Source organism: Blastomonas aquatica (assembly GCF_014639875.1).
Lineage (GTDB): Bacteria > Pseudomonadota > Alphaproteobacteria > Sphingomonadales > Sphingomonadaceae > Blastomonas > Blastomonas aquatica.
The window spans coordinates 116,848-138,824 of the sequence record NZ_BMGD01000006.1; the positions used below are offsets into that span (position 1 = coordinate 116,848).

Genomic DNA, 21,977 nt, shown 5'->3' on the forward strand with positions numbered 1-21,977 from the left:
GGGTGAGGGTGATGCGCAAGCCAAGCGACAACTCGCCGCCATCACCCTCATCCAACTGCGCCTAGCCGGTCCTTCGACAAGCTCAGGACTGGCAAGGCTTCGTATCCTTCTCCCATCAAGGGAGAAGGCTTGTTTGGAAAGACGCCATGCTGACCGAAATCAACTTCGACGGGATCATCGGACCCAGCCACAATTATGCGGGGCTGAGTCTGGGCAACATTGCCTCTGCGAGCAATGCAGGCGCGGTGAGCGAGCCGCGCGCGGCGGCGCTGCAGGGGGTTGCCAAGATGCGCGCGAACATGGCGTTGGGCCTGGTGCAGGGGTTCCTGCTGCCTCTCGACCGGCCCAACACGGGCTGGCTGGAAAGCCTGGGCGGTGATCTGGCGAACGCCGAGCCGCATATGCGCGCTGCGGCGTATTCGGCATCAGCGATGTGGGCGGCGAACGCTGCGACCGTCTCCCCTGCCCCAGATACAGCCGATAGCCGCTGCCACCTGACGGTCGCCAACCTCGTCACCATGCCGCACCGCAGCCATGAGTGGACGGGTACGCTGGCCCAGTTGCAGCTCGCCTTCGCCGACACGCGGCATTTTGCGGTACACGGCCCGGTGCCTGCCCCGTTCGGCGACGAGGGCGCCGCGAACCACATGCGGCTGTGCGATGGCCATGGCAGCGCAGGCGTCGAGATTTTCGTTTACGGCAAGGCAGGCGGCCCCTTCCCTGCACGCCAGCATATCGAGGCGGGCAAAGCAATCGCACGGCGGCATGGCCTCGCGCCCGAGCGCACGCTTTTCATCCAGCAGAGCGAAACCGCTATCGCCGCTGGCGCGTTCCACAATGATGTCGTCGCTGTCGCCAACGAGACCGTGTTGTTCACCCATGAACAGGCATTCGCGGACCGTGACGGAACCTACGCTGCAATCCGCGCCGCTTTCCAGGCAGTGCAGATCGTCGAGGTGCACGCGAGCGCGGTATCTCTGGCCGATGCGATCAAGAGCTATCTGTTCAATGCGCAGCTGGTGAGCCTTCCGCAAGGCGGCCATGCGCTGGTGTTGCCCAGCGAATCGCAGGAGGTGCCAACGGTATGGCAATGGCTCGAGGCAATGGTCGCGGGCAACGGTCCGATCCGGCAATTGGTCCCGGTCAATGTCCGCCAGTCGATGGCCAATGGTGGCGGGCCGGCGTGCCTCAGGCTGCGTGTGGTGGCCGACCCCGCGACCGTCGATCCGCGCTTTATCGCGACGCTTGAGCGGCTGGATATCCTGGAACGGGTGATTGCGCGCCACTGGCCGGAGCGTATCGCACCATCGCATCTGGCTGACCCTGCTTTTGCCGATACCGTCCGCGTTGCGCGGAATGCCCTGCTAGAGGCGCTGGAATTGCAGGAACTTACCTGAAGCCCTGTCGGCAGGCTTTACAAGTTAACCCCATCTTCACCATGATACCCCGCAGGAAACCGCCCTTGGCACGGGGCTTGCGGAGGTCTGACCATGTTTGAAAAAATCCGGCGCCTGTTCGTGATCAAGACCAAGTTCGAGGTGTACCTGATCACCTATGCGCTGGCGCTGGGGGCATGCGAACGCGGCAAGCTCTATCTCGATCAATATCCCGGATTTGGCGGCTGGCTGCTGTTCGTCGCCTGCACAGGCGCGGTCTTCATGGCTGGCGCCAAGATGCTCGACGCGATCGACTACCAGAAGGCCTACGGCCCAGAGTGATCGCGCTATCTGACGGGAAAGGTGGAGAGCTTCTGTTGCCCGGTGCTCTCCAAACCGCTGAACTCCGCTTCTGTTGCCCGGTGGGTTCAACCGCGCTCAGGCTTTATAATTCTTGGCCGTTAGGCCGCTGAATTATGCAGCGAGGGCGAGTGCGTCATTGTCATTGGCACTTATCGTGTTTGAGCCTTTAACGGGTTACTCAGCCCGGACGAAAACAACGTCTTTCAACACACGTCGATCCTAGTTCGGCCCCGTCAAAAGCCCCGCTTTCACGGGGTTCATGGTGGAGCCGCCGGGTACCGCCCCCGGGTCCGCTGTGCCTATTGCACGCCGCAGTTTATCGTCATAGCCGGACGAACCGGCAAAGACCCATATAGCGATCAAATCCTGAATGGGAAGTGAGCGCCTGCAAAAGGTCACTTCTTCAACAGGTCACGAATTTCAATCAGCAGATCGACCTCGCTCGGTCCCTTGGGCGCTGCAGGAGCCTCTTCTTCCTTCTTGATCATCTTGTTGGCGCTGCGCACGATCAGGAAAATGATGAAGGCGAGGATGAGAAAGTTGATCACCACGGTGACGAACTGGCCATAGCCAAACAGCGCCACGCCGGCTTCCTTGAGTTCGGCATAGTTTTCGAGCGATCCTGTATAGCCTTCGGGCACCGGGCCCAGCATGACGAAGTAACTGGAGAAATCCGCGCCGCCGAAGACCGCGCCGGCCACCGGCATGATGATGTCCTGGGTGAGCGAGGTGGTGATGGTTGCGAACGCCGCGCCGATGATCACTGCCACCGCCAGATCGAGCACATTGCCGCGTGCGATGAACGCCTTGAACTCTGTTAGCACGTGTTTCCCCTTTTTGCCCTCGCGTTATGCCCCTATAATCGCCAAGGACATCACGATGTCGAGTGACTTTGCCGGCACGATTTGTAAAACCCGGGGCTTGCAGGCTTGCCGTATTAACACGATATTACGGTCACGCGTCATCATCTGGAGGGATCACAGTCTTATGCGTATCACCCGTTATGCCTTGCTGGCACTGGCCACGCTTTCGCTCGCCGCCTGCGGCATCAATTCGGTGCCAACTGCCGAGGAAAACGCCAAGGCGAAGTGGGGTGATGTGGAAAACCAGTATCAGCGCCGCGCCGATCTGGTGCCCAATCTCGTATCGACGGTGAAGGCCGGTGCAGCATCCGAAGAACGGATCCTGACTCAGGTGACGCAGGCACGTGCCAACGCCACCGCGATCAATATCACCACGGATGACCTGTCCGATCCTGAAACCTTCGAAAGGTTCAACCAGGCGCAAAATCAGTTGACCCAGGCGCTGGGCCAGTTGCGCACCGTGGTCGAAGCCTATCCGGACCTGAAGAGCCAGCAAAACTACACCGTGCTGATGAGCCAGCTAGAAGGCACCGAAAACCGCATCACGGTTGCCCGGCGCGACTACAACGAGGCGGTGCGCCAGTATAACACCACCATCCGCACCTTCCCCGATTCGATCGGCGCGAACCTGATCCACGGCGCCAAGCCGATGGTGCCGTTCAAGGCGACGAGCGAAGGCGCCAACGAGGCTCCCCAGGTCGATTTCGGCGCGTGAAATTACCAACAGTGACACTGGATACCGCATTACCGCACCTCTGGCGCAAATTCGTCATGGCCCTGGCGCTGCTGCTTGTTGCGGCAGCGATAGGGACAGCTGTGATGGGGACGGCTGCGCACGCGCAGACCTTCCCCAAGCTGACCGGGCGCGTGGTTGATAACGCCAATCTGCTCAACCCGGCGCAGGAGGCGGCGCTGTCTGCCAAGCTGGAAGCGCTCGAGAAGCAGTCAACCCGCCAGCTGGTGGTCGTCACGCTCCCCGATCTGCAGGGTTATGAGATCGAGGAATACGGCTATCAGCTTGGCCGCGAATGGGGCATTGGCCAAGCCGCCGATGGCGATGCCGAAAAGGACAACGGTACGCTGCTGATCGTCGCGCCCAACGAGCGCAAGGTGCGGATCGAGGTCGGCTATGGGCTCGAGGGCATCATGACCGACGCGCTGTCGGCAGTGATCATCCAGCAGGACATTTTGCCGCAGTTTCGCGACTCTGATTACGCTGGCGGTATCGCCGCCGGGGCCGATGCGATTATCACCCAGTTGACCCTGCCCGACGACGAGGCCCGCGCGTTTGCCTCCGATGTTGCCCAGGAGGCACGCACCAGCAAGCGCGGTGGCGGCATCGGCGTGTTTCTGTTCTGGGCCGCGATCATCCTGTTCTTCTTCATCATCCCCGCGCTGAGCAGTGCTGGCAAAGGCAAGCGCTATGGGCGATCGGGGGTTGGCGATGTCGTCACCTGGGGCTTGCTGATCGGGTCGGCATTGAACAACTCCGGACGTGGCGGCGGTGGCGGCTTTGGCGGTGGTGGCGGCTTTGGCGGTGGCGGCGGCTTTGGCGGTGGTGGCGGCGGCTTCGGCGGCGGCGGCTCGTCGGGAGGCTGGTGAGGTACCATGAGCAAGGTTGAAACCGTATCCGCAGACGATCATTGCATCGTCACCGATGCCGTCGCTGCGGCAGAAAAGCACACCGATGGCGAGATCGTCACGGTGATCGCCAGCCAGTCCGATGATTATCGCGAAACCCCGATCTATTGGGCGGTGGCGGCGATGTTTTTCGTGCTCGCCTGTATCGCCGTATTTCCTGCATGGTTCGAAGGCTGGCTCAGCGTGTTCACCGGGGGCTGGGTGCATAATTATACCCCGGGCGAATATCTGACGATCATCATGCTGCTGCTGGCGGTGACCTTTGCCGCCGCACATCTGCTCGTCGCGTGGAAGCCAGTGCGGCTCGCGCTGACCCCGCCTGCGATCAAGCGCATCCGGTCGCGTGCGCGCGCGATCAGCCTGTTCCGGGTGAGCGCCGAAAAGCGCACGATGGGGCTGACCGGGGTTCTGATCTATCTTTCGATGGCCGAGCACCGCGCCGAGATCGTCGCCGACAGCGCGATCGCCGCCAAGGTCTCGCCAGATGTGTGGGGCGAAGCGATGGCCGACATGATCGTCGAACTCAAGGCGGGCCGCGCGGGCGCAGGCATGGCAGCAGCGGTCCGGGATGTCGGCAAGGTGCTTGCCGAGCACTTCCCCAAGACCACCGACAACCCCAACGAACTGCCCGACCGGCTGATCGAGCTTTAATGTCTATCTGTTTTCCGGCGAAAGGCGGAATCCAGGGCGTTCGCAGGACGTTATCGCCCATGGGCTCCGGCTTTTGCCGGAGAACGGCTTAACCTTCGCAGGACAGACCCATGACCGAACCCGAAGAAATCGTCTGGCAGGGTAAGTTCATCACCGCCAAGACCCGCGGCAAGTGGGAGTATGTCTCGCGCGCCCGCGGCATCAGCGCTGCGGTGATCCTGGCGGTGCACGATAGCGCAGTGATCCTGGTCGAACAGTACCGGGTTCCCTTGGGGCGCCCATGCATCGAGCTGCCCGCAGGCCTGATCGGCGACCACGACAGCGGCGAGCCGCCCGAGCTTGCCGCCATGCGCGAGCTTGAAGAGGAAACTGGCTTTCGCGCAGGCCGCATGGAGAACCTCGGGGAGTTCTATTCATCCCCCGGCATGGTCAGCGAAGCCTTCCACCTGATGCGCGCGCACGATCTCGAGCGCGTCGACGCAGGCGGCGGAGTGGAGGGTGAAAACATCACCGTCCATGTTGTGCCGCTGGCGGACCTTGAAAGCTTCATCGCAGACAAGCGCGCGCAAGGCTGCGGCATGGACGTCAAATTGCTGTTGCTGCTCGGCGCGCGGATGCTCGGCTAATCTGGGTGAAAGGACAGGGCTCAGCCCTGCCCCTTGGTTTTGGTCGCGCCGGCCTTGAAGTTGCCCTCGATGAAATCGATCACCATCCCGGCGATGTCCTTGCCGGTGGCGTTCTCGATCCCCTCCAGCCCCGGTGAGCTGTTGACTTCCATGATCACCGGACCGTGATTCGAGCGCAGGATATCGACACCTGCGACGTTCAATCCCATCACCTTGGCAGCGCGAACCGCGGTCGAGCGTTCCTCGGGGGTGATCTTGATTGCCTTGGCGCTGCCGCCCCGGTGCAGGTTTGAGCGGAAATCCCCCTTCGCCCCGGTGCGCATCATCGATGCGACCACCTTGCCCCCGATCACGAAGATGCGGATGTCGCTGCCATCGGCCTCCTTGATGAACTCCTGCACCAGGATGTTGACGTTGGCGCCGCGAAACGCCTCGATCACCGACTTAGCCGACTTTTCGGTCTCGCCCAGCACCACGCCGATGCCTTGCGTACCCTCGAGCAGCTTGATGACGACAGGCGCGCCGCCGACGATCTTGAGCACCTCGTCGGTCTGCCTGGGGTCATGCGCGAACGCAGTAACCGGAAGGCCCAGACCGTGCTTGGCGAAGATCTGCATCGAACGCAATTTGTCGCGCGAACGACCGATCGCGACGCTCTCGTTGAGCGACCAAACCCCCATCATCTCGAACTGCCGGACGACCGCAAGACCGTATTGCGTGATCGATGCACCGATCCGCGGGATCACCGCATCATAGCCCATAACCGGCTCACCATGGTATTGCGCGCCGGGGCGGTGCGAGGTGATGTTCATCGTCACCCGCAACGTGTTGAGGATGTCGATCTCGTGTCCACGATCCCGCGCCGCTTCGCACAGACGGCGATGCGAATACAGATTGGGGTTGCGCGCCAGCATGGCGATTTTCATGGGGTAATCCTTTGGGGAAAAGGGGTCATCGGTCGGTCATTTCGGGCTGGCCCAGCACCCATTTGCGCGCACAATCGACGCGGAAACCACGGCGCAGCGCGCGTCGGCCGATCAGTATGGGGAACGTCATGGTGGTACGGTTGGCCAAGGTCATATGCCCCTTCCAGCGCACGCTACCAAGGATCATCGTCGTTTCTATGACATAGCGTAGTTCGATCGCACCATTCGAACTTTTGATGCTGCGCTGTTCGACTCCCGGCGCTCGGTATTTGCGCGCGGGTTCGCCGCGGTGCGCCCGGAACCAGAATTCGACGACCAGCTGGCCATCGATCATCAGCGGCTTGACCCGGGTTGCATGGATCGAGGAGGTGGCAGCGCCGGTATCGATCTTGGCCTTGATCCGGTGCAATCCCAGATCAGGCAGGTCAATGCACTCGGACCAGCCGATATCGACCAGTTCCCGGCCAACTTTTGTTCTAAGGGGAGACCGGGGCATCGCTGCGCCCGTTAGCAGGCCGCGCGGGCAGCGCAACGGGGTTGCGGCGAGCAGTTCGTCCCGCTCGCCGCGACCGTCATCGGTTTACACGACGCCAAAGGCGAGCATCGCATCGGCAACCTTCTTGAAGCCCGCGATGTTGGCGCCCTTCACATAATCGACGTAGCCGCCGCTTTGCGCGCCATAGGTCAGGCAACTGTTGTGGATGCCCTGCATGATGTCCTTGAGCATCTGCTGCAGCTCGTCTTCCTTCCAGGCGCGCCGCTCGGAATTCTGGCTCATCTCGAGGCCGGAGACCGCAACCCCGCCTGCATTAGAGGCCTTGCCCGGTGCGTAGAGAATCTTGGCATCCTTGAAGACATGCACGCCATCAAGATCGGTGGGCATGTTGGCCCCCTCGGACACCGCGATGCAACCGTTCTTGACCAGCAACCGTGCGTCATCGCCGAGCAGCTCGTTCTGCGTCGCGCACGGCAGCGCGACATCGCAAGGCACACCCCAGGGGGTCTTGCCCTCATGGAAGGTCGCGCTCTTGAATTCAGCAACATATTCCTCGATGCGGCCGCGGCGATGAGTCTTGTGTTCCTTGACCCAGTCGATCTTGGCCTGGGTGATGCCATCGGGGTCATGGATAAAACCGCCCGAATCGGACAGGGTCAGCACTTTGCCGCCCATCTGGACGATCTTTTCAGCCGCGTGCGTCGCGACATTGCCCGAGCCCGAAATCACCGCAGTCTTGCCGACAAGGTCATCGCCCTTGTGCGCCAGCATGTTGGCGAGAAAATAGACCGCGCCATAGCCGGTCGCCTCGGTGCGGATCAGCGAGCCGCCCCATTCGAGACCCTTGCCGGTGAGCACCCCGGTGAACTGGTTGGTGATGCGCTTGTACTGGCCGAACATATAGCCGATCTCGCGTCCGCCCACGCCGATGTCGCCCGCAGGCACATCGACGTCCGCGCCGATATGCCGGTACAACTCGGTCATGAAGCTCTGGCAGAAGCGCATGATCTCGCGCACGCTCTTGCCCTTGGGATTGAAGTTCGATCCGCCCTTGCCGCCGCCCATCGGCAGCCCGGTCAGCGCATTCTTGAAGGTCTGCTCGAACGCAAGGAACTTGAGCACCGATTCGTTGACCGAAGGGTGGAAGCGGATGCCGCCTTTATAGGGGCCGATGGCGTTGTTGTTCTGGACGCGCCAGCCACGCTGGACACGGATGCTGCCGTTATCGTCCTCCCAGCAAACACGGAACGACACCACCCGATCCGGCTCGGCGATACGGCGCAGGATCTGCTGCTCGTGGTACTGGACCTTGTCGGCCATGAAGTCGAAAATGTCTTCCGCAACCTCCTGCACCGCCTGGACGAATTCGGGCTGGTGCGGGTTGCGCTTCTTCACGCCTTCCATAAAGGTCGGCAAGTCTACGTGATCGGTAACGGCCATGAGTCCCCCCCTTTGAGGTAATGCTGCAAACTGCGCGACCCGGCCCGAATGGCAACGAACTCTGCTGATTCGCCTGCAATTCCGCGCAAACTCTAACGGAAATTTGCCGGGACGATAGTGCTAATTGGCACAGGCAGATGGTGGCTGGAAAAGGCGGGGGATCGACCCAAGAGGTGGTGCCAACGCGATGGCGTTAGCGCCCGGAATCCTCGTCCGAACGCCTGCGCGCAGGCCGGGCGGGATCTGTCATTCCTGTGGCTGCCTCCGGTTCCACAGGCTCATCCTCGATCACTTCGGCGTCTGTGCCGGGCGAGACGGTGTCATCAGGCTCAAGATCCGCCACAAGCCCGCTGACGCTGCTGCCGCTGCCTTTGCTGCTATCGTACCTTGCCTCACCATCACCGCCGCTTGTGTCTTCTTCGGCTTCTGGCTTGGGCTCAGGCCCGGTCTCATCAGCGCTGCCACCCCCGACCAGCGGGCCCAGCGCCATGGCAAAGCGTGAGGCCTGCGCGCCGATCACGCGATCGACCGCCGGTGCCATCACAGCCACATCTATCCGCATGAAGCCACCGGCGACATATTCGAACGCCAGCATGGTGCCGCCTTTGATGGGGGCGAGCGTAACCGTGAGCGTCCCCGTCACCGCCTCGCCCTGAAGCGGGCCAAGCGCGCCTGACATGCGCAGCAGCTTGCCGGGATCGACATGGACGATCTGCATGTGCTGGACGCTGCCACGCAAAGTGCGCTGCGGCGCGCCGCTCTCGGTGCTCGCATCGTTCGGGATCAGCTCGCAAAAGCAACCGCCTGCCTGCGCGTCCATGTAAAGATTTTCAGGGTTGCCGGTCCAGCTATGGTCCTTGTCCCACCATTTGGCGGGCGTACGCAGCATGGCGAACGCGGCATCAGGATCAACCGAAACACTGACCGTGTGCCCGACGGCGAAGCCGTTTTCGGATTGTGCGGAGACCTCGGCCTGCGCGGGAGAGACGCTAATGATGGCGAGGGCTAAGGCTGCTGAAAAGGTGCGCATGGAGTGTCCCCGGTGGTGTCGCCGGTTCATGCCCCCAAAAATCGTCCCCCGCAAGCGCGCGCGTGTCAGGCGCCCAGTATGCCCGAAATGTCACTGGCCACCGCACCCATGCTCGCCATGCCATCGACGCGGGCAACGATGCCACGCGCCTCGTAGATCGGCAGGATCGGCGCGGTCTTGGCGCGATACTCGGCCATCCGCGTCCGAACGGTCGCTTCATTGTCATCAGGGCGGCGCTTGAACTCGGTCGATCCGCACTTGTCGCAGACGCCTTCCTTGGCGGGCAGCTTGAAGCGGTCGTGATAACCCTCGCCGCAATTGCCGCACGTGAACCGCCCGGTGATGCGATCGACCAATGCATCCTCATCGACGCCGAGTTCAATCACATGATGCAGGCTGCGGCCGCGCGACTCAAGGATCTCGTCGAGCGAATGCGCCTGTGCCGCTGTACGCGGATAACCATCGAAAATGATACCGGTTTCGGGCGCCAGTTCATCGAGCGCATCGCCGATGATCCCAGAGACAATCTCGTCGGAGACCAGTTCGCCCGCTTCCATGACGGCCTTGGCCTTGAGCCCGATCGGCGTACCCGCCTTGACCGCGGCGCGCAGCATGTCGCCGGTCGACAGCTGCTTCATGCCGCGTTCGTCAACCAGACGCTGCGCCTGAGTGCCTTTGCCGGCACCTGGCGGACCCAACAGGATAATGTTCATGGGTAGTTACATCCCCTCGGGACCGGTTGCCCCGGCCCTTCATATTCAGACTGGAGCGCTTAGCGCAAGCGGCCCTTCAGTTTCGCCTTCTTGATCAGGTCGGCATATTGGTGTGCGAGCAGATGGCTCTGGATCTGGGTGATCGTGTCGACAGTGACGTTGACCACGATCAGCAGGCTCGTGCCGCCAAGGAAGAACAGCGGAATGCCGGTCTGCGCAATCACGTATTCGGGCAGTACGCAGACGAACGTCAGGTACGCTGCACCAACCACGGTGATCCGGGTGAGGACATAATCCAAATAGGTCGCGGTGTTCTTGCCCGGACGGATGCCGGGGATGAAACCACCATTCTTCTTCAGGTTTTCCGAAGTCTCTTCCGGGTTGAACACCACGGCGGTGTAGAAGAAGCAGAAGAAGATGATGCCGAGCGCATACAGCGTCATGTAGAGCGGCTGGCCGTGCTGCAGATACTGGTTGAGCGTCACCAGCGTCGTTCCCAATGTCGAATCAGGATCGGCTGAATTGCCCGCAAACTGCGAGATCGTCAGCGGCATCAGCAGCAGTGACGAAGCAAAGATCGGCGGAATGACGCCGGCGGTGTTGATCTTGAGCGGCAGATGGCTGCGATCGGCCTGCATCACGCCGCGCTGCGTGGCGCGCTTGGGATACTGGATCAACACCCGGCGCTGCGCACGCTCCATGAAGCAGATGAAGATCACCAGCCCTACGATCATCACCAGCAGGCCGACGATCAGGAACGGCGAGATCGAACCGGTACGGCCGCCTTCGAACATCTGCGCGATGAACACCGGCATCTGGGCAACGATCCCCGCCATGATGATCAACGAAATACCGTTGCCGATACCGCGCGCAGTAATCTGTTCGCCCAGCCACATCAGGAACATGGTGCCGCCGACGAGGCTGATCACCGCGCCGACGCGGAACATGATGCCGGGATCGACCACCGCCTGGATGCCACTGGCGCCCGCATAGGACTCAAGTCCGACAGCGATGAAATAGCCCTGCAGCGCAGTGAGGAACACCGTGCCATAGCGGGTATACTGGTTGAGCTTCTTGCGACCCGACTCGCCTTCCTTCTTGATCGCGGCAAGCTGCGGCGACAGCGAGGCGGCGAGCTGAACGACAATCGAGGCGGTGATGTAAGGCATCACGCCCAAAGCGATCAGGCTCATGCGCTCGAGCGAACCACCCGAGAAGGTGTTGAAGATATCGAGGACGCCGCCCTTGGTCTGCTCGTACAGAGCCGCCAGAGCGGTGGGATCAACGCCGGGCAACGGCACATAGCTGAGCAGACGGAAGATGATCAGCGCGCCGATCGTGAACCAGATACGGTTCTTCAGTTCGGTCGCCTGGCCGAATTTAGCCATGCTGAAATTGCTTGCCAGATTATCGGCCCGTGATGCCATGAACCTAAGTATCCCATAATGCGGCCAGTTAGCGCGTTCTAAACGACGCGTGGCCGAGAATCGTCTCAATGCGCCCTGCCCTGCGCGCGGTTGCCGTATCGGCAGTCACCAGCGATACCGGCTTGCGGCGCTTCAAGCAAGACGCCCCGCGCTCACCATATCGGGAGGCGGGGCGTTGTTGACAAGCCGGGTGGCCGTGTCAGGCTTTCTTTTCGAACGGCGGCTTTACGTACTTGGGACGCGGCAGAACGATGTCCACCTTGCCACCAAGCTTCTCGATCGCCTCGATCGCACCCTTGGATGCACCGGCGACGGCAAAGCTGACCTTGGAGGTCAGTTCACCCTTGGCGAGAACCCGCACGCCATCCTTGCCACCGCGCGAAAGACCGGCAGCGCGCAGAGCAGCCTGATCAACAGTGCCATCGGTCGGCAGCTTGCCGGCATCGATGAACTTCTGGATCATGCCCAGGTTAACGATGTCATAATCCTTGCCAAACGGATTGTTGAAGCCGCGCTTTGGAATACGCATGTGGAGCGGCATCTGGCCGCCTTCAAATCCGTTGATCGAGACACCCGAACGGCTGGTCTGGCCCTTCTGGCCGCGTCCACCGGTCTTGCCCTTGCCCGAGCCGATGCCGCGTCCAACGCGCATACGGCCCTTGCGGGCGCCATCATTGTCCTTGATCTCATTGAGTTTCATAAGTTGCACTCGCTTTCGCTTTGTTCGCGCTAGAACCGTTCTCCCCCCGTAGTGGAAGAGGTACGGCAGGCTAAGAGCGTGGCCCCTAGCCGAAACAGAGAGGGGAACGCCAGCACAATTGTGCGCATTCCCCTCTCCTAACTCTCTTCCCCGTCGGCAAGAGAATATTCAGTGTCAGTCGATCACCGTCACCATGTGGCGGACCTTCTGGAGCATGCCGCGAATTTCGGGCGTGTCCGTATGTTCCACTTCACGGTTCATCTTGTTCAGACCAAGACCGATCAGGATCTTGCGCTGCGATTCAGGACGACGGATCGGCGATCCGGTCTGCTTCAGCTTGATGGTTGCCATGTCGCTTTACTCCGTAATCGCAGCGGCTTCAGCCTCGGCGACAACAGCGGTAGCACCACCACGGCCCAGCAGGTCGGCAATCTTCTTGCCACGACGTGCTGCCACCGACTTGGGGCTGGTCTGTTCGCCGAGCGCCTCGAAGGTCGCGCGGATCATGTTATAGGGGTTGGAGGTGCCGTTGGACTTGGTCACAACGTCGGCCACGCCCAGGCTTTCGAACACGGCACGCATCGGACCACCGGCGATGATGCCGGTACCCTGCGGCGCGCTGCGAAGCGTCACCTTGCCCGCACCGAAATGGCCGGTGCCGTCATGGTGAAGCGTGCGGCCTTCCTTCAAAGGAACGCGGATCATCTTCTTCTTGGCAGCAGCGGTTGCCTTGCTGATCGCTTCGGGCACTTCGCGCGCCTTGCCGTGACCGAAACCGGCACGACCCTGACCATCACCAACAACGACCAATGCAGCAAAACCGAAGCGCTTACCGCCCTTGACGGTCTTGGACACGCGGTTGATGTGGACGAGCTTTTCGATCAGCTCGTCGCCCTGGTCTTCGTCACGCTTGTTGCGGTCATCCCGGCGCCCACGGCCACCACGATCATTGCCGCCACGTTCGTTGCCACCACGGCCACGGCCACGGCCGCCACGACCCTGGCGTTCCTGCTGGGGGGCACCTTCAGCGCCGGTGCCCGATGCTTCTGCGTTGTTCACTTCATCAGCCATCGCTTAAAACTCCAGTCCGCCTTCGCGTGCGGCATCGGCCAGGGCCTTGACCCGGCCATGAAAAATGAAACCGCCACGGTCGAACACAACGGTGGTCACACCCGCCTGCTTGCCAGCCTCGGCGATCTGCTTGCCAACGGCAATAGCGTCGGCAACGGTTGCGCCCGATGCCTTGCTGCCCTTGACCAGGGTCGAAGCCGAAGCCAGCGTCTTGCCAGCTGCGTCGTCGATGATCTGTGCATAGATGTGCTTGCCGGTGCGGTGCACCGAAAGACGGGGACGTCCGCCTGCACGAGCACGCAGCGAGCTGCGTACGCGTTGACGGCGACGATCGAATAAAGAGAGCTTCGCCATGGCTTACTTCTTCTTCCCTTCCTTGCGGAAGATAAACTCGCCCGCATATTTGATACCCTTGCCCTTGTAGGGCTCCGGCTTACGCCAGCGACGGATTTCGGCGGCTACCTGGCCAACCTTCTGGCGATCACTGCCCGAAATGTGGATCGTCGTCTGATCCGGAGTCTTGATCTCGATGCCATCAGGAATGGCGAAATCGACATCATGGCTGTAGCCGAGCTGCAACTTGAGGTTGCTGCCCTGCACGTTGGCACGATAGCCGACGCCGGTGATGTTCAGCGTCTTGGTGAACCCTTCGGTCACACCAACCACCAGGTTCTGGACCAGCGTACGCTGCATGCCCCAGAACGCGCGAGCGCGACGGGTGTTGTTCGCCGGCTTCACCGCGACTTCACCATCGGTGAGTTCGTAGGTGATGTCGGGAACGGTGGGCATGGTCAGTTCGCCCTTGGGACCCTTCATCGTGATGACGCCGTTAGCCATCGATGCAGTGACTCCTGCAGGAATGGCCACCGGCTTTTTACCAATGCGGCTCATATCAAAATACCTCCGCCAGCACTTCGCCGCCGACATTCTGTTCGCGCGCTTCGGCGTCGGACAGAACACCACGGGGAGTGGATACGATGGTGATGCCCAGGCCGTTGCGCACGATCGGCAGTTCCTTGGAACCCGAATAGACACGGCGGCCAGGCTTCGACACGCGCGCGACATGCTTGATCGCGGGCTGGCCTTCGAAATACTTCAGCTCGATGCGCAGGCCCTTGTGACGGCCCAGCAGCTCTTCGCTATATCCACGGATATAGCCTTCACGCTGGAGAACGTCGAGCACGCGGGCACGCAGGTTGGAGGCCGGCGACATCACGCTGTCCTTCTTGGCCTGCTGGCCGTTACGGATGCGGGTGAGCATATCGCCCAGAGGATCGGTCATTGCCATATCTTCAAATCCTTACCAGCTGGACTTCGTAACGCCGGGGATCAGGCCCTTATTGGCGAGATCCCGCAGCTCGATACGGCTCAGTCCGAACTTGCGGTAATAAGCACGGGGACGGCCGGTGGTGTTGCACCGGTTGCGCACGCGCGTGGGGTTTGCGTTGCGGGGCAGTTCCGCCATCTTGAGCCGGGCGATCAAACGCTCGGTTTCGTCAAGATTGGTGTCTTCAGCCTTCGCACGGAGACGCGCATAACGGTCAGCATACTGCTTGACCATCTTCTTGCGACGCTCATTCTTGTTGATGGAACTCAGTTTCGCCATGACTTAAGTTCTCGCCTTTCTATTGCGAGACGGTGGGCTTTTACGCCGCCGCCTGTTCCTGGGTTTCCTCGATCGGGAACGGGAAGCCGAAGAGGCGCAGCAGTTCGCGCGCTTCATCGTCCGTCTTGGCCGTCGTGGTCACAATGATATCCATGCCGCGAACAGCATCGATCTGGTCGTAGCTGATCTCGGGGAAGATGATCTGCTCTTTCAGACCCATGGCATAGTTGCCACGGCCGTCGAAGCTCTTGGGGTTCAGTCCGCGGAAATCCCGGATGCGCGGCATCGCGATCGTCACCAGACGATCGAGAAACTCGAACATACGCTCCTTGCGCAGAGTCACCTTGCAGCCGATGGGCATGCCTTCGCGCAGCTTGAACTGTGCGATCGACTTGCGTGCCTTGGTGATTACGGGCTTCTGGCCAGCGATCAGCTCCATTTCTGCAGCGGCGGTGGTCACCTTCTTCTTGTCCTGGCTGCCTTCGCCGACACCCATGTTGATGGTGATCTTCTCGAGCTTGGGGACCTGCATCGGGTTCGTGTAACCGAACTTTTCCTGCATCGCCTGAACCACGACATCGTCATAACGCTGACGCATGCGGGCCACGTACTTATCAGCCATCGATTTTCTCCCCGGACTTGACCGCCACGCGGACCTTCTTGCCGTCGACCGTTTCAAAACGGACGCGCGTGGGCGCCCCGGTCTTGGGGTCGGCAACGGCAACCTTTGAAATGTGCATCGGAGCTTCGACACGGTCGAGGCCACCCTGCGGGTTTGCCTGGCTGGGCTTGCGATGACGGGTCATCACATTAATCCCGGAAACCACGACCTTCTCGTCCTTAGGCATAACCTTTGCGACGGTGCCGGTGCGGCCCTTGTCCTTGCCGGACAGAACGACAACGTTGTCGCCCTTTTTGATCTTTGCGCTTGCCATGGTTACAGCACCTCCGGAGCCAGCGAGATGATCTTCATGTGCTTGCGCGCACGAAGCTCACGAACCACCGGGCCAAAAATACGCGTGCCGATCGGCTCGTCATTCTTGTTGACCAGGACCGCTGCGTTGCCGTCGAAACGGATCACGGTGCCATCGGGACGACGAACGTCCTTGGCGGTGCGAACGATGACGGCACGGTGCACGTCGCCCTTCTTGACGCGGCCACGCGGGGCCGCTTCCTTGACGGAGACGACGATGATGTCGCCCACGCCGGCGAAGCGACGCTTCGATCCGCCGAGAACCTTGATGCACTGGACGCGCTTCGCGCCGCTGTTGTCTGCAACATCAAGATTGGATTGCATCTGGATCATGGATCCGTTTCCTTCTTGTCTGGCTTGCCGGAACCAGTCCGGCAGTTCCTAATTGAATTGCGCTTAGGCGGAAGCTTCCGGGCTGGATGCCTCGGGCGCCTTGTGGGTGTTAACCCGATCCAGCACCTTCCAGGTCTTCAGCTTCGAAATCGGCGCAGTCTCTTCAATGCGGACGGTTTCGCCTTCCTTGAAGCTGTTGGTTTCGTCATGCGCATGATACTTCTTCGAGCGGCGGATGATCTTCCCGTACAACGGGTGCTTCACCTTGCGCTCGACATTCACCACCACGGTCTTGTCGCCCTTGTCGGAGACCACCGTTCCGGTCAGAACACGTTTCGGCATACAGGCCTCCTTAATTCTTCGCAACGGCGCGGGCGCGCTCGCTCTGCAGGGTCTTGATGCGGGCAATGTTGCGACGCACTTCACGGACCCGTGCAGGACGTTCCAGCTGGTTGGTCGCAGCCTGGAACCGCAGGTTGAACGCTTCCTTCTTCAGCGCGCCCAGTTCGGTGGACAGCTGATCGTCGGACTTGGTGCGCAGATCTTCAGTAGTATTGCTCATCACTCACCTCCCAGGTGCGACGTATCGCCGAGGCGAGCCACAACCTTGGTCTTGATCGGCAGCTTCATGGCTGCACGCTCGAACGCAACCGCGGCGATCGGACCGGGAACGCCATCCAGTTCAAACAGGATGCGGCCGGGCTTGACGCGTGCTGCCCAATATTCGACCGAACCCTTGCCCTTACCCTGACGAACTTCGGCAGGCTTCTTGGTCACGGGCACGTCGGGGAACACGCGAATCCACAAACGTCCCTGACGCTTGATGTGACGCGTGATCGCACGGCGGGCCGCTTCGATCTGACGGGCGGTAATCCGCTCGGGCTCCATCGCCTTCAGGCCATACGACCCGAAATTGAGGCTGGTACCGCCAGGCGCATTGCCGCTGATGCGGCCCTTGAATGCCTTGCGGAACTTCATTTTCTTCGGTTGCAGCATGATGCTCTACCTTCGTTTTCTGTTCTGGCTCAGCGCGCCGGACGGACGCCGGAAGTCTGCGCTTCCATCATCAGCCGGTCCTGCGCCATCGGATCGTGACCAAGGATTTCACCCTTGAAGATCCAGCACTTGATGCCGATGATGCCGTACGCGGTCAGCGCTTCGGCATGGGCATAATCGACGTTACCGCGCAGCGTGTGCAGCGGAACGCGGCCTTCCCGGTACCATTCGGTCCGTGCGATTTCCGCGCCGCCCAGACGGCCACCGCAGGTGATCTTGATGCCTTCGGCACCCAGACGCAGAGCCGACTGAACCGCACGCTTCATGGCGCGACGGAAGGCAACACGGCGGATCAGCTGATCGGCGATACCTTGTGCAACCAGCTGGGCATCGATTTCAGGCTTGCGGATTTCAACGATGTTGAGCTTGACCTCACCACCCTTGATCATCGATTCCAGCTTCTTGCGCAGCTTTTCGATGTCAGCACCCTTCTTGCCGATGATCACGCCGGGGCGTGCGGCATAGATGGAAATGCGGCAAAGACGTGCAGGACGCTCGATCACCACCTTCGAGATCGCAGCCTGGGGCAGCGACTTCATGATGTACTTGCGAAGCTCGATGTCTTCCTTAAGCATGCGTGCATAGTCGCGCCCTTCGGCGTACCAGCGGCTGTCCCAAGTGCGGTTGATCTGCAGACGCAGGCCGATCGGATTGCTCTTCTGACCCATGACTTACGCTTCCTCTTGTTCGCGCACAACGATGCGCAGGCGGCTGAACGGCTTCAGGATGCGGCTCGAACGGCCACGAGCACGCGTCATGAAACGCTTCATCGTAATCGCCTTGCCAACACTCGCTTCGGCCACGACCAGCGCGTCGACATCAAGGTTGTGGTTGTTTTCCGCATTGGCGATCGCAGATGCGAGAACCTTGCGTGCGTCGACCGCCATGCCCTTCTTGGAGAAGGCCAGGATGTTCATAGCATCTTCAGCCTTCTTGCCGCGGATCAGCGCTGCAACGAGGTTGAGCTTCTGCGCCGAACCACGGATGGTGGTGCCGACAGCCAAAGCCTCGTTCTCGCCTACCCGGCGCGGAGATTTTGCCTTGCCCATTAGCGCTTGCCCTTCTTGTCAGCAGCGTGGCCAGGGAAGGTGCGGGTCGGAGCGAATTCGCCCAGCTTGTGACCCACCATGTCTTCGTTGACCGAAACCGGGATGAACTTGTGGCCGTTGTACACGTTGAACGTCAGGCCAACGAACTGCGGCAGGATCGTCGAACGACGCGACCAGGTCTTGATCGGAGCACGGCCGCCAGCGTCCTGCGCCGTTTCTGCCTTCTTCAGCAGATACAGGTCGAAGAACGGCCCTTTTTTGATGGAGCGAGCCATGACTTACCTCTTCTTCTTCGCGTGACGTGACCGGATGATCATCTTGTCCGTCGACTTGTTCTTGCGGGTGCGCATGCCCTTGGTCGGCTTGCCCCACGGCGTTACCGGATGACGGCCACCAGAGGTGCGGCCTTCACCACCACCATGCGGGTGATCGACCGGGTTCTTTGCGACACCGCGCGTCAGAGGCCTGCGGCCCATCCAGCGCTTGCGGCCAGCCTTGGCAAAGTTCTGGTTGCTGTTGTCAGGGTTCGACACTGCACCCACGGTACCCATGCAGGTGCCCGGAATGTAGCGCTGTTCGCCCGAGTTCAGACGCACCATGACCATGCCGCGGTCGCGCCCTACGACCTGCGCATAGGTACCAGCAGAGCGAGCGATCTGACCGCCCTTGCCCGGCTTCATCTCCACGTTGTGGATGATCGTGCCAACCGGCATCTGCGCCAGCTTCATTGCATTGCCCGGCTTCACGTCGGTCTTTTCGCTGGCGATCACGGAATCACCAACGGCCAGACGCTGCGGCGCCAGGATGTATGCAACTTCACCGTCTTCGTACTTGATCAGCGCGATGAAAGCGGTGCGGTTGGGATCGTATTCGATCCGCTCCACGGTGCCGGCAACGTCCATCTTGCGACGCTTGAAATCGACGATGCGATAACGCTGCTTGTGACCACCGGCGATGCCGCGCGAGGTCACGTGACCCTTGTTGTTGCGTCCACCGGTCTTGCGCTTGCCTTCGGTCAGCGCCTTGACGGGGCCGCCCTTGTACAGGTCGCTGCGATCGACAAGAATCAGACCACGACGGCCCGGGCTTGTCGGATTATATGATTTGAGTGCCATATCTCTATCCTGTCAGCTACGAACCGCGCTCAAACGCCGGTGGTGACGTCGATCGACTGGCCTTCGGCCAACCGGACAACGGCTTTCTTGATGTCATTACGCGTGTAGGGACGACCCTTCCAGCGCTTGGTCTTGCCCTTCTGGACCAGGGTGTTGACCCCGATCACCTTGACATCGAACAGCGCTTCGACCGCAGCTTTGATCTGCGGCTTGGTCGCATCCTGGCTGACCTTGAAGACCACCGAATTGAATTCGCTCAGCAGAGTCGACTTCTCGGTGATGTGCGGGGCAACGATCACGTCGTAATGACGCATATCGATGGTGTCGGATTTTTTAGCCATTGAACCGTGCCTCCAGCTTCTCAACAGCGGCGCGGGTCAGCACCAGCGTATCGTGTTTCAGGATGTCATAGACGTTGGCACCGACCGCGGGCAGCACGTTCAGACCGATCAGGTTGGCCGAAGCCTTCCGGAAATTGTCGTTCACGGCATCGCCATCGATGAACAGTGCCTTCTTGCCGAGACCCAGCTTGCCGAGCTGTGCCAGCAAGGTCTTGGTCTTGGCTTCGGTCATGTCGAACGAGTCGAGGACGATCAGGCTTTCGCTGGCGACCTTGGACGACAGAGCCATCTTCAGACCGAGCGCGCGAACCTTCTTGTTCAGCGAGGGGTTGAAGTCACGGACGCGAGGACCGTGAGCCTTACCACCACCGATGAAGATCGGAGCGCGACGATCGCCGTGACGAGCGGTACCGCCGCCCTTCTGGCGACCGAACTTCTTGCCGGTGCGGGCAACGTCCGAGCGTTCACGAGCGCCACGGGCGGTGCCGCGACGGTTTTCGAGCTGCCAGGTGACGACGCGGTGCAGAATGTCTGCGCGCGGAGCGACACCAAAGACGTCATCGTTCAGTTCGATGTCGCCATTGGTGGTGGCGTCGAGGGTTTGGACCTTGAGCTTCATGGTTTAACCCTCCTTCTCAACGGTGCTGATCGGCGTATCAAGATCACCACCTGCAGCGGGCACTTCTGCCGCGGCCGCTGCGATTTCCGCATCGGTCGGGGTCATCGGCGCTTCGTGCTCAGCAGCGGGCTCAACCATGCCGGCGGGCGCTTCTTCGTGCTCGCTCTGGTCATTTGCGGTATCGAGCGAACGGATGGCACCGGGATACGGCGCATCGGCGTGACGATCGACCTTGACGGCATCGCGAACCATCAGCCAGCCACCCTTGGAACCGGGGACCGAACCCTTGACGAAGATCAGACCGCGCGCTTCATCGGTGCGGACGACTTCGAGGTTCTGCTGGGTACGCTGACGGTCGCCCATGTGGCCGGCCATCTTCTTGTTCTTGAAAACCTTGCCCGGATCCTGGCGCTGGCCAGTCGAACCATGGGCACGGTGCGAGATCGACACACCATGGGTGGCGCGCATGCCTCCGAAGCCCCAACGCTTCATGGCACCGGCAAAACCCTTACCCTGGGTGTGACCGGTGATGTCGACCAGCTGGCCGGCAACGAAATGGTTGGCGGAAATGGTGGCGCCAACATCGAGAATCGCATCATCAGAGACGCGGAACTCGGCCATCAGCATCTTGGGAGCGACTTCTGCCTTGGCAAAATGCTCGCGCTGCGGCTTGTTGACGTTCTTTGGCTTGGCGGCTCCGGCACCCAACTGAACTGCGACGTAACCGTCACGGTCCTCGTTCTTAACCGATACCACCTGGCAATCTTCCAGCGACAGAACGGTTACCGGCACATGCCGACCATCGTCCTGAAACAGGCGGGTCATCCCGACTTTCTTTGCGATCACGCCAGTGCGCATGATCTTTCTCCCAATAGAGGCCCACATGCGTGATTGCGTGGGGGCGTATCCAAACGAAAACCCCCAAGGTTCAAAACCTTGAGGGCCAACCCGAAATTTGATGATCACCCCGTCCGGGTTGGCTTTTTCTGCATTCCCCAAAAGGGCTGTCAGAAAAGACGGGGGACCAGAGCCGCAGCAAAAGCTGCGCGGTATCCCTAAAAACTTCCACCAACAAGGTGGAGCAGTTCCCATCGCGTGGATGGAAGCGCCGGGACGGGCCCGGCGCCGGCTGGCATTAAGCCAGCTTGATCTCGACGTTCACGCCAGCTGCCAGTTCAAGCTTCATCAAAGCATCGACGGTGGCAGGGGTCGGCTGAACGATGTCCAGCAGACGCTTGTAAGTGCGCACCTCGAACTGCTCGCGCGACTTCTTGTCGACATGCGGGCCGCGGTTCACGGTGAACTTCTCGATGCGCGTCGGCAGCGGAATGGGACCACGAATGAGAGCTCCGGTGCGACGGGCAGTGTCGGCGATGTCGCCGGTTGCCTGATCGAGCACGCGATGATCAAATGCCTTGAGGCGAATACGGATATTCTGCGTTTCCATTACCACTTTACCGATGCGAAAGAGCGAAAAACAAACCGCCCCTGAAACCCGTTGGTCCTTGCGAACCCAACGTTGGGGCGGCCTATTAGAAAATTGCCATCCCCCGCACGAATCA

Annotated in this window: 34 protein-coding genes and 1 other RNA gene; 6 read left to right on the forward strand and 29 right to left on the reverse strand. The window is 60.8% G+C overall.

Going from position 1 to position 21,977, the window contains the following annotated elements; all coding sequences use genetic code 11:
* Positions 1 to 146 precede the first annotated feature (146 nt).
* Together IEW00_RS15500 and IEW00_RS15505 are read left to right on the forward strand one after the other, a co-directional pair.
* Positions 147 to 1,397: an N-succinylarginine dihydrolase gene (locus tag IEW00_RS15500; protein WP_188515333.1), complete on the forward strand. Its 1,251-nt coding sequence runs from the start codon at positions 147 to 149 to the stop codon at positions 1,395 to 1,397.
* Positions 1,398 to 1,490: 93 nt separating this feature from the next.
* Positions 1,491 to 1,718, forward strand: a complete 228-nt coding sequence (locus tag IEW00_RS15505; RefSeq protein WP_188515334.1) for a hypothetical protein — start codon at positions 1,491 to 1,493, stop codon at positions 1,716 to 1,718.
* Between the two features lie 58 nt (positions 1,719 to 1,776).
* On the opposite strand, the gene ssrA is transcribed toward IEW00_RS15505, so the two are convergent.
* Positions 1,777 to 2,120: a transfer-messenger RNA gene (gene ssrA, locus IEW00_RS15510) on the reverse strand.
* A 14-nt stretch (positions 2,121 to 2,134) separates the two neighbouring features.
* Positions 2,135 to 2,563: a large conductance mechanosensitive channel protein MscL gene (mscL, locus tag IEW00_RS15515; protein WP_188515335.1), complete on the reverse strand. Its 429-nt coding sequence runs from the start codon at positions 2,561 to 2,563 to the stop codon at positions 2,135 to 2,137.
* Between the two features lie 163 nt (positions 2,564 to 2,726).
* Between mscL and IEW00_RS15520 the strand changes: the two genes are divergently transcribed.
* The 4 genes from IEW00_RS15520 to IEW00_RS15535 all read left to right on the forward strand — a co-directional run bounded on the left by IEW00_RS15520 (position 2,727) and on the right by IEW00_RS15535 (position 5,520).
* Entirely contained in the window at positions 2,727 to 3,317 is a 591-nt protein-coding gene (locus tag IEW00_RS15520) for a LemA family protein (RefSeq protein WP_188515336.1), read from the forward strand.
* Between the two features lie 56 nt (positions 3,318 to 3,373).
* The gene (locus IEW00_RS15525) at positions 3,374 to 4,204 is read left to right on the forward strand and encodes a TPM domain-containing protein (protein ID WP_188515337.1); all 831 of its coding nucleotides are present in this window, start codon (positions 3,374 to 3,376) and stop codon (positions 4,202 to 4,204) included.
* Positions 4,205 to 4,210: 6 nt separating this feature from the next.
* Positions 4,211 to 4,894 (forward strand): TPM domain-containing protein, encoded by a 684-nt coding sequence (locus IEW00_RS15530; RefSeq protein ID WP_188515338.1) that lies wholly within the window; start codon positions 4,211 to 4,213, stop codon positions 4,892 to 4,894.
* Positions 4,895 to 5,004: 110 nt separating this feature from the next.
* Positions 5,005 to 5,520, forward strand: a complete 516-nt coding sequence (locus IEW00_RS15535) for an NUDIX hydrolase (protein WP_188515339.1) — start codon at positions 5,005 to 5,007, stop codon at positions 5,518 to 5,520.
* Positions 5,521 to 5,540: 20 nt separating this feature from the next.
* Here IEW00_RS15535 and rimK read toward each other — a convergent pair whose 3' ends face one another.
* The 27 genes from rimK to rpsJ form a co-directional block, all read right to left on the reverse strand.
* Positions 5,541 to 6,446, reverse strand: coding sequence for a 30S ribosomal protein S6--L-glutamate ligase (gene rimK / locus IEW00_RS15540; RefSeq protein ID WP_188515340.1), 906 nt, complete (start codon positions 6,444 to 6,446; stop codon positions 5,541 to 5,543).
* 25 nt (positions 6,447 to 6,471) lie between these two features.
* On the reverse strand, positions 6,472 to 6,942 hold the full coding sequence (locus tag IEW00_RS15545; RefSeq protein WP_188515341.1) for an ATP-dependent zinc protease family protein: 471 nt from the start codon (positions 6,940 to 6,942) through the stop codon (positions 6,472 to 6,474).
* An 84-nt stretch (positions 6,943 to 7,026) separates the two neighbouring features.
* On the reverse strand, positions 7,027 to 8,382 hold the full coding sequence (gdhA, locus tag IEW00_RS15550) for an NADP-specific glutamate dehydrogenase (protein WP_188515342.1): 1,356 nt from the start codon (positions 8,380 to 8,382) through the stop codon (positions 7,027 to 7,029).
* Between the two features lie 193 nt (positions 8,383 to 8,575).
* Positions 8,576 to 9,412: an SRPBCC family protein gene (locus IEW00_RS15555; protein WP_188515343.1), complete on the reverse strand. Its 837-nt coding sequence runs from the start codon at positions 9,410 to 9,412 to the stop codon at positions 8,576 to 8,578.
* A gap of 65 nt (positions 9,413 to 9,477) precedes the next feature.
* Positions 9,478 to 10,125: an adenylate kinase gene (locus IEW00_RS15560; protein WP_188515344.1), complete on the reverse strand. Its 648-nt coding sequence runs from the start codon at positions 10,123 to 10,125 to the stop codon at positions 9,478 to 9,480.
* Positions 10,126 to 10,184: 59 nt separating this feature from the next.
* The gene (gene secY / locus IEW00_RS15565) at positions 10,185 to 11,552 is read right to left on the reverse strand and encodes a preprotein translocase subunit SecY (RefSeq protein ID WP_188515345.1); all 1,368 of its coding nucleotides are present in this window, start codon (positions 11,550 to 11,552) and stop codon (positions 10,185 to 10,187) included.
* Between the two features lie 199 nt (positions 11,553 to 11,751).
* Entirely contained in the window at positions 11,752 to 12,252 is a 501-nt protein-coding gene (rplO, locus tag IEW00_RS15570) for a 50S ribosomal protein L15 (RefSeq protein WP_188515346.1), read from the reverse strand.
* 174 nt (positions 12,253 to 12,426) lie between these two features.
* Positions 12,427 to 12,603, reverse strand: coding sequence for a 50S ribosomal protein L30 (gene rpmD, locus IEW00_RS15575; protein WP_188515347.1), 177 nt, complete (start codon positions 12,601 to 12,603; stop codon positions 12,427 to 12,429).
* A 6-nt stretch (positions 12,604 to 12,609) separates the two neighbouring features.
* On the reverse strand, positions 12,610 to 13,323 hold the full coding sequence (rpsE, locus tag IEW00_RS15580) for a 30S ribosomal protein S5 (RefSeq protein WP_229737083.1): 714 nt from the start codon (positions 13,321 to 13,323) through the stop codon (positions 12,610 to 12,612).
* Positions 13,324 to 13,326: 3 nt separating this feature from the next.
* Positions 13,327 to 13,677 (reverse strand): 50S ribosomal protein L18, encoded by a 351-nt coding sequence (gene rplR, locus IEW00_RS15585; RefSeq protein WP_017670460.1) that lies wholly within the window; start codon positions 13,675 to 13,677, stop codon positions 13,327 to 13,329.
* 3 nt (positions 13,678 to 13,680) lie between these two features.
* A complete protein-coding gene (gene rplF, locus IEW00_RS15590; RefSeq protein WP_188515348.1) occupies positions 13,681 to 14,214 on the reverse strand; it encodes a 50S ribosomal protein L6 in 534 nt (177 codons plus the stop codon).
* Position 14,215: 1 nt separating this feature from the next.
* Positions 14,216 to 14,611, reverse strand: coding sequence for a 30S ribosomal protein S8 (rpsH, locus tag IEW00_RS15595; RefSeq protein WP_023837775.1), 396 nt, complete (start codon positions 14,609 to 14,611; stop codon positions 14,216 to 14,218).
* Positions 14,612 to 14,623: 12 nt separating this feature from the next.
* The gene (gene rpsN / locus IEW00_RS15600) at positions 14,624 to 14,929 is read right to left on the reverse strand and encodes a 30S ribosomal protein S14 (RefSeq protein WP_188515349.1); all 306 of its coding nucleotides are present in this window, start codon (positions 14,927 to 14,929) and stop codon (positions 14,624 to 14,626) included.
* Positions 14,930 to 14,969: 40 nt separating this feature from the next.
* The gene (rplE, locus tag IEW00_RS15605) at positions 14,970 to 15,551 is read right to left on the reverse strand and encodes a 50S ribosomal protein L5 (RefSeq protein ID WP_188515350.1); all 582 of its coding nucleotides are present in this window, start codon (positions 15,549 to 15,551) and stop codon (positions 14,970 to 14,972) included.
* The gene (rplX, locus tag IEW00_RS15610; RefSeq protein WP_188515351.1) at positions 15,544 to 15,864 is read right to left on the reverse strand and encodes a 50S ribosomal protein L24; all 321 of its coding nucleotides are present in this window, start codon (positions 15,862 to 15,864) and stop codon (positions 15,544 to 15,546) included. Before rplX ends, rplE begins: the two co-directional genes overlap by 8 nt.
* Positions 15,865 to 15,866: 2 nt before the next feature.
* On the reverse strand, positions 15,867 to 16,235 hold the full coding sequence (gene rplN / locus IEW00_RS15615) for a 50S ribosomal protein L14 (RefSeq protein WP_188515352.1): 369 nt from the start codon (positions 16,233 to 16,235) through the stop codon (positions 15,867 to 15,869).
* A 63-nt stretch (positions 16,236 to 16,298) separates the two neighbouring features.
* Entirely contained in the window at positions 16,299 to 16,577 is a 279-nt protein-coding gene (rpsQ, locus tag IEW00_RS15620; protein ID WP_188515353.1) for a 30S ribosomal protein S17, read from the reverse strand.
* Positions 16,578 to 16,587: 10 nt separating this feature from the next.
* On the reverse strand, positions 16,588 to 16,797 hold the full coding sequence (rpmC, locus tag IEW00_RS15625) for a 50S ribosomal protein L29 (protein ID WP_188515354.1): 210 nt from the start codon (positions 16,795 to 16,797) through the stop codon (positions 16,588 to 16,590).
* Positions 16,797 to 17,231 (reverse strand): 50S ribosomal protein L16, encoded by a 435-nt coding sequence (rplP, locus tag IEW00_RS15630; protein ID WP_188515355.1) that lies wholly within the window; start codon positions 17,229 to 17,231, stop codon positions 16,797 to 16,799. The genes rpmC and rplP overlap by 1 nt, the downstream gene beginning before the upstream one ends.
* 29 nt (positions 17,232 to 17,260) lie before the next feature.
* Entirely contained in the window at positions 17,261 to 17,959 is a 699-nt protein-coding gene (rpsC, locus tag IEW00_RS15635) for a 30S ribosomal protein S3 (RefSeq protein WP_188515356.1), read from the reverse strand.
* 3 nt (positions 17,960 to 17,962) lie between these two features.
* On the reverse strand, positions 17,963 to 18,340 hold the full coding sequence (gene rplV / locus IEW00_RS15640; protein ID WP_188515357.1) for a 50S ribosomal protein L22: 378 nt from the start codon (positions 18,338 to 18,340) through the stop codon (positions 17,963 to 17,965).
* Positions 18,340 to 18,615, reverse strand: a complete 276-nt coding sequence (gene rpsS, locus IEW00_RS15645) for a 30S ribosomal protein S19 (protein WP_017670448.1) — start codon at positions 18,613 to 18,615, stop codon at positions 18,340 to 18,342. Before rpsS ends, rplV begins: the two co-directional genes overlap by 1 nt.
* A gap of 3 nt (positions 18,616 to 18,618) precedes the next feature.
* Positions 18,619 to 19,455 (reverse strand): 50S ribosomal protein L2, encoded by an 837-nt coding sequence (rplB, locus tag IEW00_RS15650; protein WP_188515358.1) that lies wholly within the window; start codon positions 19,453 to 19,455, stop codon positions 18,619 to 18,621.
* Positions 19,456 to 19,484: 29 nt separating this feature from the next.
* A complete protein-coding gene (locus IEW00_RS15655; RefSeq protein ID WP_188515359.1) occupies positions 19,485 to 19,796 on the reverse strand; it encodes a 50S ribosomal protein L23 in 312 nt (103 codons plus the stop codon).
* Positions 19,789 to 20,415, reverse strand: coding sequence for a 50S ribosomal protein L4 (gene rplD / locus IEW00_RS15660; protein ID WP_188515360.1), 627 nt, complete (start codon positions 20,413 to 20,415; stop codon positions 19,789 to 19,791). Before rplD ends, IEW00_RS15655 begins: the two co-directional genes overlap by 8 nt.
* Positions 20,416 to 20,418: 3 nt before the next feature.
* Positions 20,419 to 21,273 (reverse strand): 50S ribosomal protein L3, encoded by an 855-nt coding sequence (gene rplC, locus IEW00_RS15665; RefSeq protein WP_188515361.1) that lies wholly within the window; start codon positions 21,271 to 21,273, stop codon positions 20,419 to 20,421.
* Between the two features lie 277 nt (positions 21,274 to 21,550).
* Positions 21,551 to 21,862, reverse strand: coding sequence for a 30S ribosomal protein S10 (gene rpsJ, locus IEW00_RS15670; RefSeq protein ID WP_017670443.1), 312 nt, complete (start codon positions 21,860 to 21,862; stop codon positions 21,551 to 21,553).
* Positions 21,863 to 21,977: the final 115 nt, after the last annotated feature.

What these genes read in the sequence shown, in the direction of transcription:
- IEW00_RS15500 (WP_188515333.1), top strand. Translation starts at nt 147, where the DNA reads ATGCTGACCGAAATCAACTTCGACGGGATCATCGGACCCAGCCACAAT.
- IEW00_RS15505 (WP_188515334.1), top strand. Translation starts at nt 1,491, where the DNA reads ATGTTTGAAAAAATCCGGCGCCTGTTCGTGATCAAGACCAAGTTCGAG.
- IEW00_RS15520 (WP_188515336.1), top strand. Translation starts at nt 2,727, where the DNA reads ATGCGTATCACCCGTTATGCCTTGCTGGCACTGGCCACGCTTTCGCTC.
- IEW00_RS15525 (WP_188515337.1), top strand. Translation starts at nt 3,374, where the DNA reads ATGGCCCTGGCGCTGCTGCTTGTTGCGGCAGCGATAGGGACAGCTGTG.
- IEW00_RS15530 (WP_188515338.1), top strand. Translation starts at nt 4,211, where the DNA reads ATGAGCAAGGTTGAAACCGTATCCGCAGACGATCATTGCATCGTCACC.
- IEW00_RS15535 (WP_188515339.1), top strand. Translation starts at nt 5,005, where the DNA reads ATGACCGAACCCGAAGAAATCGTCTGGCAGGGTAAGTTCATCACCGCC.
- rimK (WP_188515340.1), bottom strand. Translation starts at nt 6,446, where the DNA reads ATGAAAATCGCCATGCTGGCGCGCAACCCCAATCTGTATTCGCATCGC.
- IEW00_RS15545 (WP_188515341.1), bottom strand. Translation starts at nt 6,942, where the DNA reads ATGCCCCGGTCTCCCCTTAGAACAAAAGTTGGCCGGGAACTGGTCGAT.
- gdhA (WP_188515342.1), bottom strand. Translation starts at nt 8,382, where the DNA reads ATGGCCGTTACCGATCACGTAGACTTGCCGACCTTTATGGAAGGCGTG.
- IEW00_RS15555 (WP_188515343.1), bottom strand. Translation starts at nt 9,412, where the DNA reads ATGCGCACCTTTTCAGCAGCCTTAGCCCTCGCCATCATTAGCGTCTCT.
- IEW00_RS15560 (WP_188515344.1), bottom strand. Translation starts at nt 10,125, where the DNA reads ATGAACATTATCCTGTTGGGTCCGCCAGGTGCCGGCAAAGGCACTCAG.
- secY (WP_188515345.1), bottom strand. Translation starts at nt 11,552, where the DNA reads ATGGCATCACGGGCCGATAATCTGGCAAGCAATTTCAGCATGGCTAAA.
- rplO (WP_188515346.1), bottom strand. Translation starts at nt 12,252, where the DNA reads ATGAAACTCAATGAGATCAAGGACAATGATGGCGCCCGCAAGGGCCGT.
- rpmD (WP_188515347.1), bottom strand. Translation starts at nt 12,603, where the DNA reads ATGGCAACCATCAAGCTGAAGCAGACCGGATCGCCGATCCGTCGTCCT.
- rpsE (WP_229737083.1), bottom strand. Translation starts at nt 13,323, where the DNA reads ATGGCTGATGAAGTGAACAACGCAGAAGCATCGGGCACCGGCGCTGAA.
- rplR (WP_017670460.1), bottom strand. Translation starts at nt 13,677, where the DNA reads ATGGCGAAGCTCTCTTTATTCGATCGTCGCCGTCAACGCGTACGCAGC.
- rplF (WP_188515348.1), bottom strand. Translation starts at nt 14,214, where the DNA reads ATGAGCCGCATTGGTAAAAAGCCGGTGGCCATTCCTGCAGGAGTCACT.
- rpsH (WP_023837775.1), bottom strand. Translation starts at nt 14,611, where the DNA reads ATGGCAATGACCGATCCTCTGGGCGATATGCTCACCCGCATCCGTAAC.
- rpsN (WP_188515349.1), bottom strand. Translation starts at nt 14,929, where the DNA reads ATGGCGAAACTGAGTTCCATCAACAAGAATGAGCGTCGCAAGAAGATG.
- rplE (WP_188515350.1), bottom strand. Translation starts at nt 15,551, where the DNA reads ATGGCTGATAAGTACGTGGCCCGCATGCGTCAGCGTTATGACGATGTC.
- rplX (WP_188515351.1), bottom strand. Translation starts at nt 15,864, where the DNA reads ATGGCAAGCGCAAAGATCAAAAAGGGCGACAACGTTGTCGTTCTGTCC.
- rplN (WP_188515352.1), bottom strand. Translation starts at nt 16,235, where the DNA reads ATGATCCAGATGCAATCCAATCTTGATGTTGCAGACAACAGCGGCGCG.
- rpsQ (WP_188515353.1), bottom strand. Translation starts at nt 16,577, where the DNA reads ATGCCGAAACGTGTTCTGACCGGAACGGTGGTCTCCGACAAGGGCGAC.
- rpmC (WP_188515354.1), bottom strand. Translation starts at nt 16,797, where the DNA reads ATGAGCAATACTACTGAAGATCTGCGCACCAAGTCCGACGATCAGCTG.
- rplP (WP_188515355.1), bottom strand. Translation starts at nt 17,231, where the DNA reads ATGCTGCAACCGAAGAAAATGAAGTTCCGCAAGGCATTCAAGGGCCGC.
- rpsC (WP_188515356.1), bottom strand. Translation starts at nt 17,959, where the DNA reads ATGGGTCAGAAGAGCAATCCGATCGGCCTGCGTCTGCAGATCAACCGC.
- rplV (WP_188515357.1), bottom strand. Translation starts at nt 18,340, where the DNA reads ATGGGCAAGGCAAAATCTCCGCGCCGGGTAGGCGAGAACGAGGCTTTG.
- rpsS (WP_017670448.1), bottom strand. Translation starts at nt 18,615, where the DNA reads ATGGCTCGCTCCATCAAAAAAGGGCCGTTCTTCGACCTGTATCTGCTG.
- rplB (WP_188515358.1), bottom strand. Translation starts at nt 19,455, where the DNA reads ATGGCACTCAAATCATATAATCCGACAAGCCCGGGCCGTCGTGGTCTG.
- IEW00_RS15655 (WP_188515359.1), bottom strand. Translation starts at nt 19,796, where the DNA reads ATGGCTAAAAAATCCGACACCATCGATATGCGTCATTACGACGTGATC.
- rplD (WP_188515360.1), bottom strand. Translation starts at nt 20,415, where the DNA reads ATGAAGCTCAAGGTCCAAACCCTCGACGCCACCACCAATGGCGACATC.
- rplC (WP_188515361.1), bottom strand. Translation starts at nt 21,273, where the DNA reads ATGCGCACTGGCGTGATCGCAAAGAAAGTCGGGATGACCCGCCTGTTT.
- rpsJ (WP_017670443.1), bottom strand. Translation starts at nt 21,862, where the DNA reads ATGGAAACGCAGAATATCCGTATTCGCCTCAAGGCATTTGATCATCGC.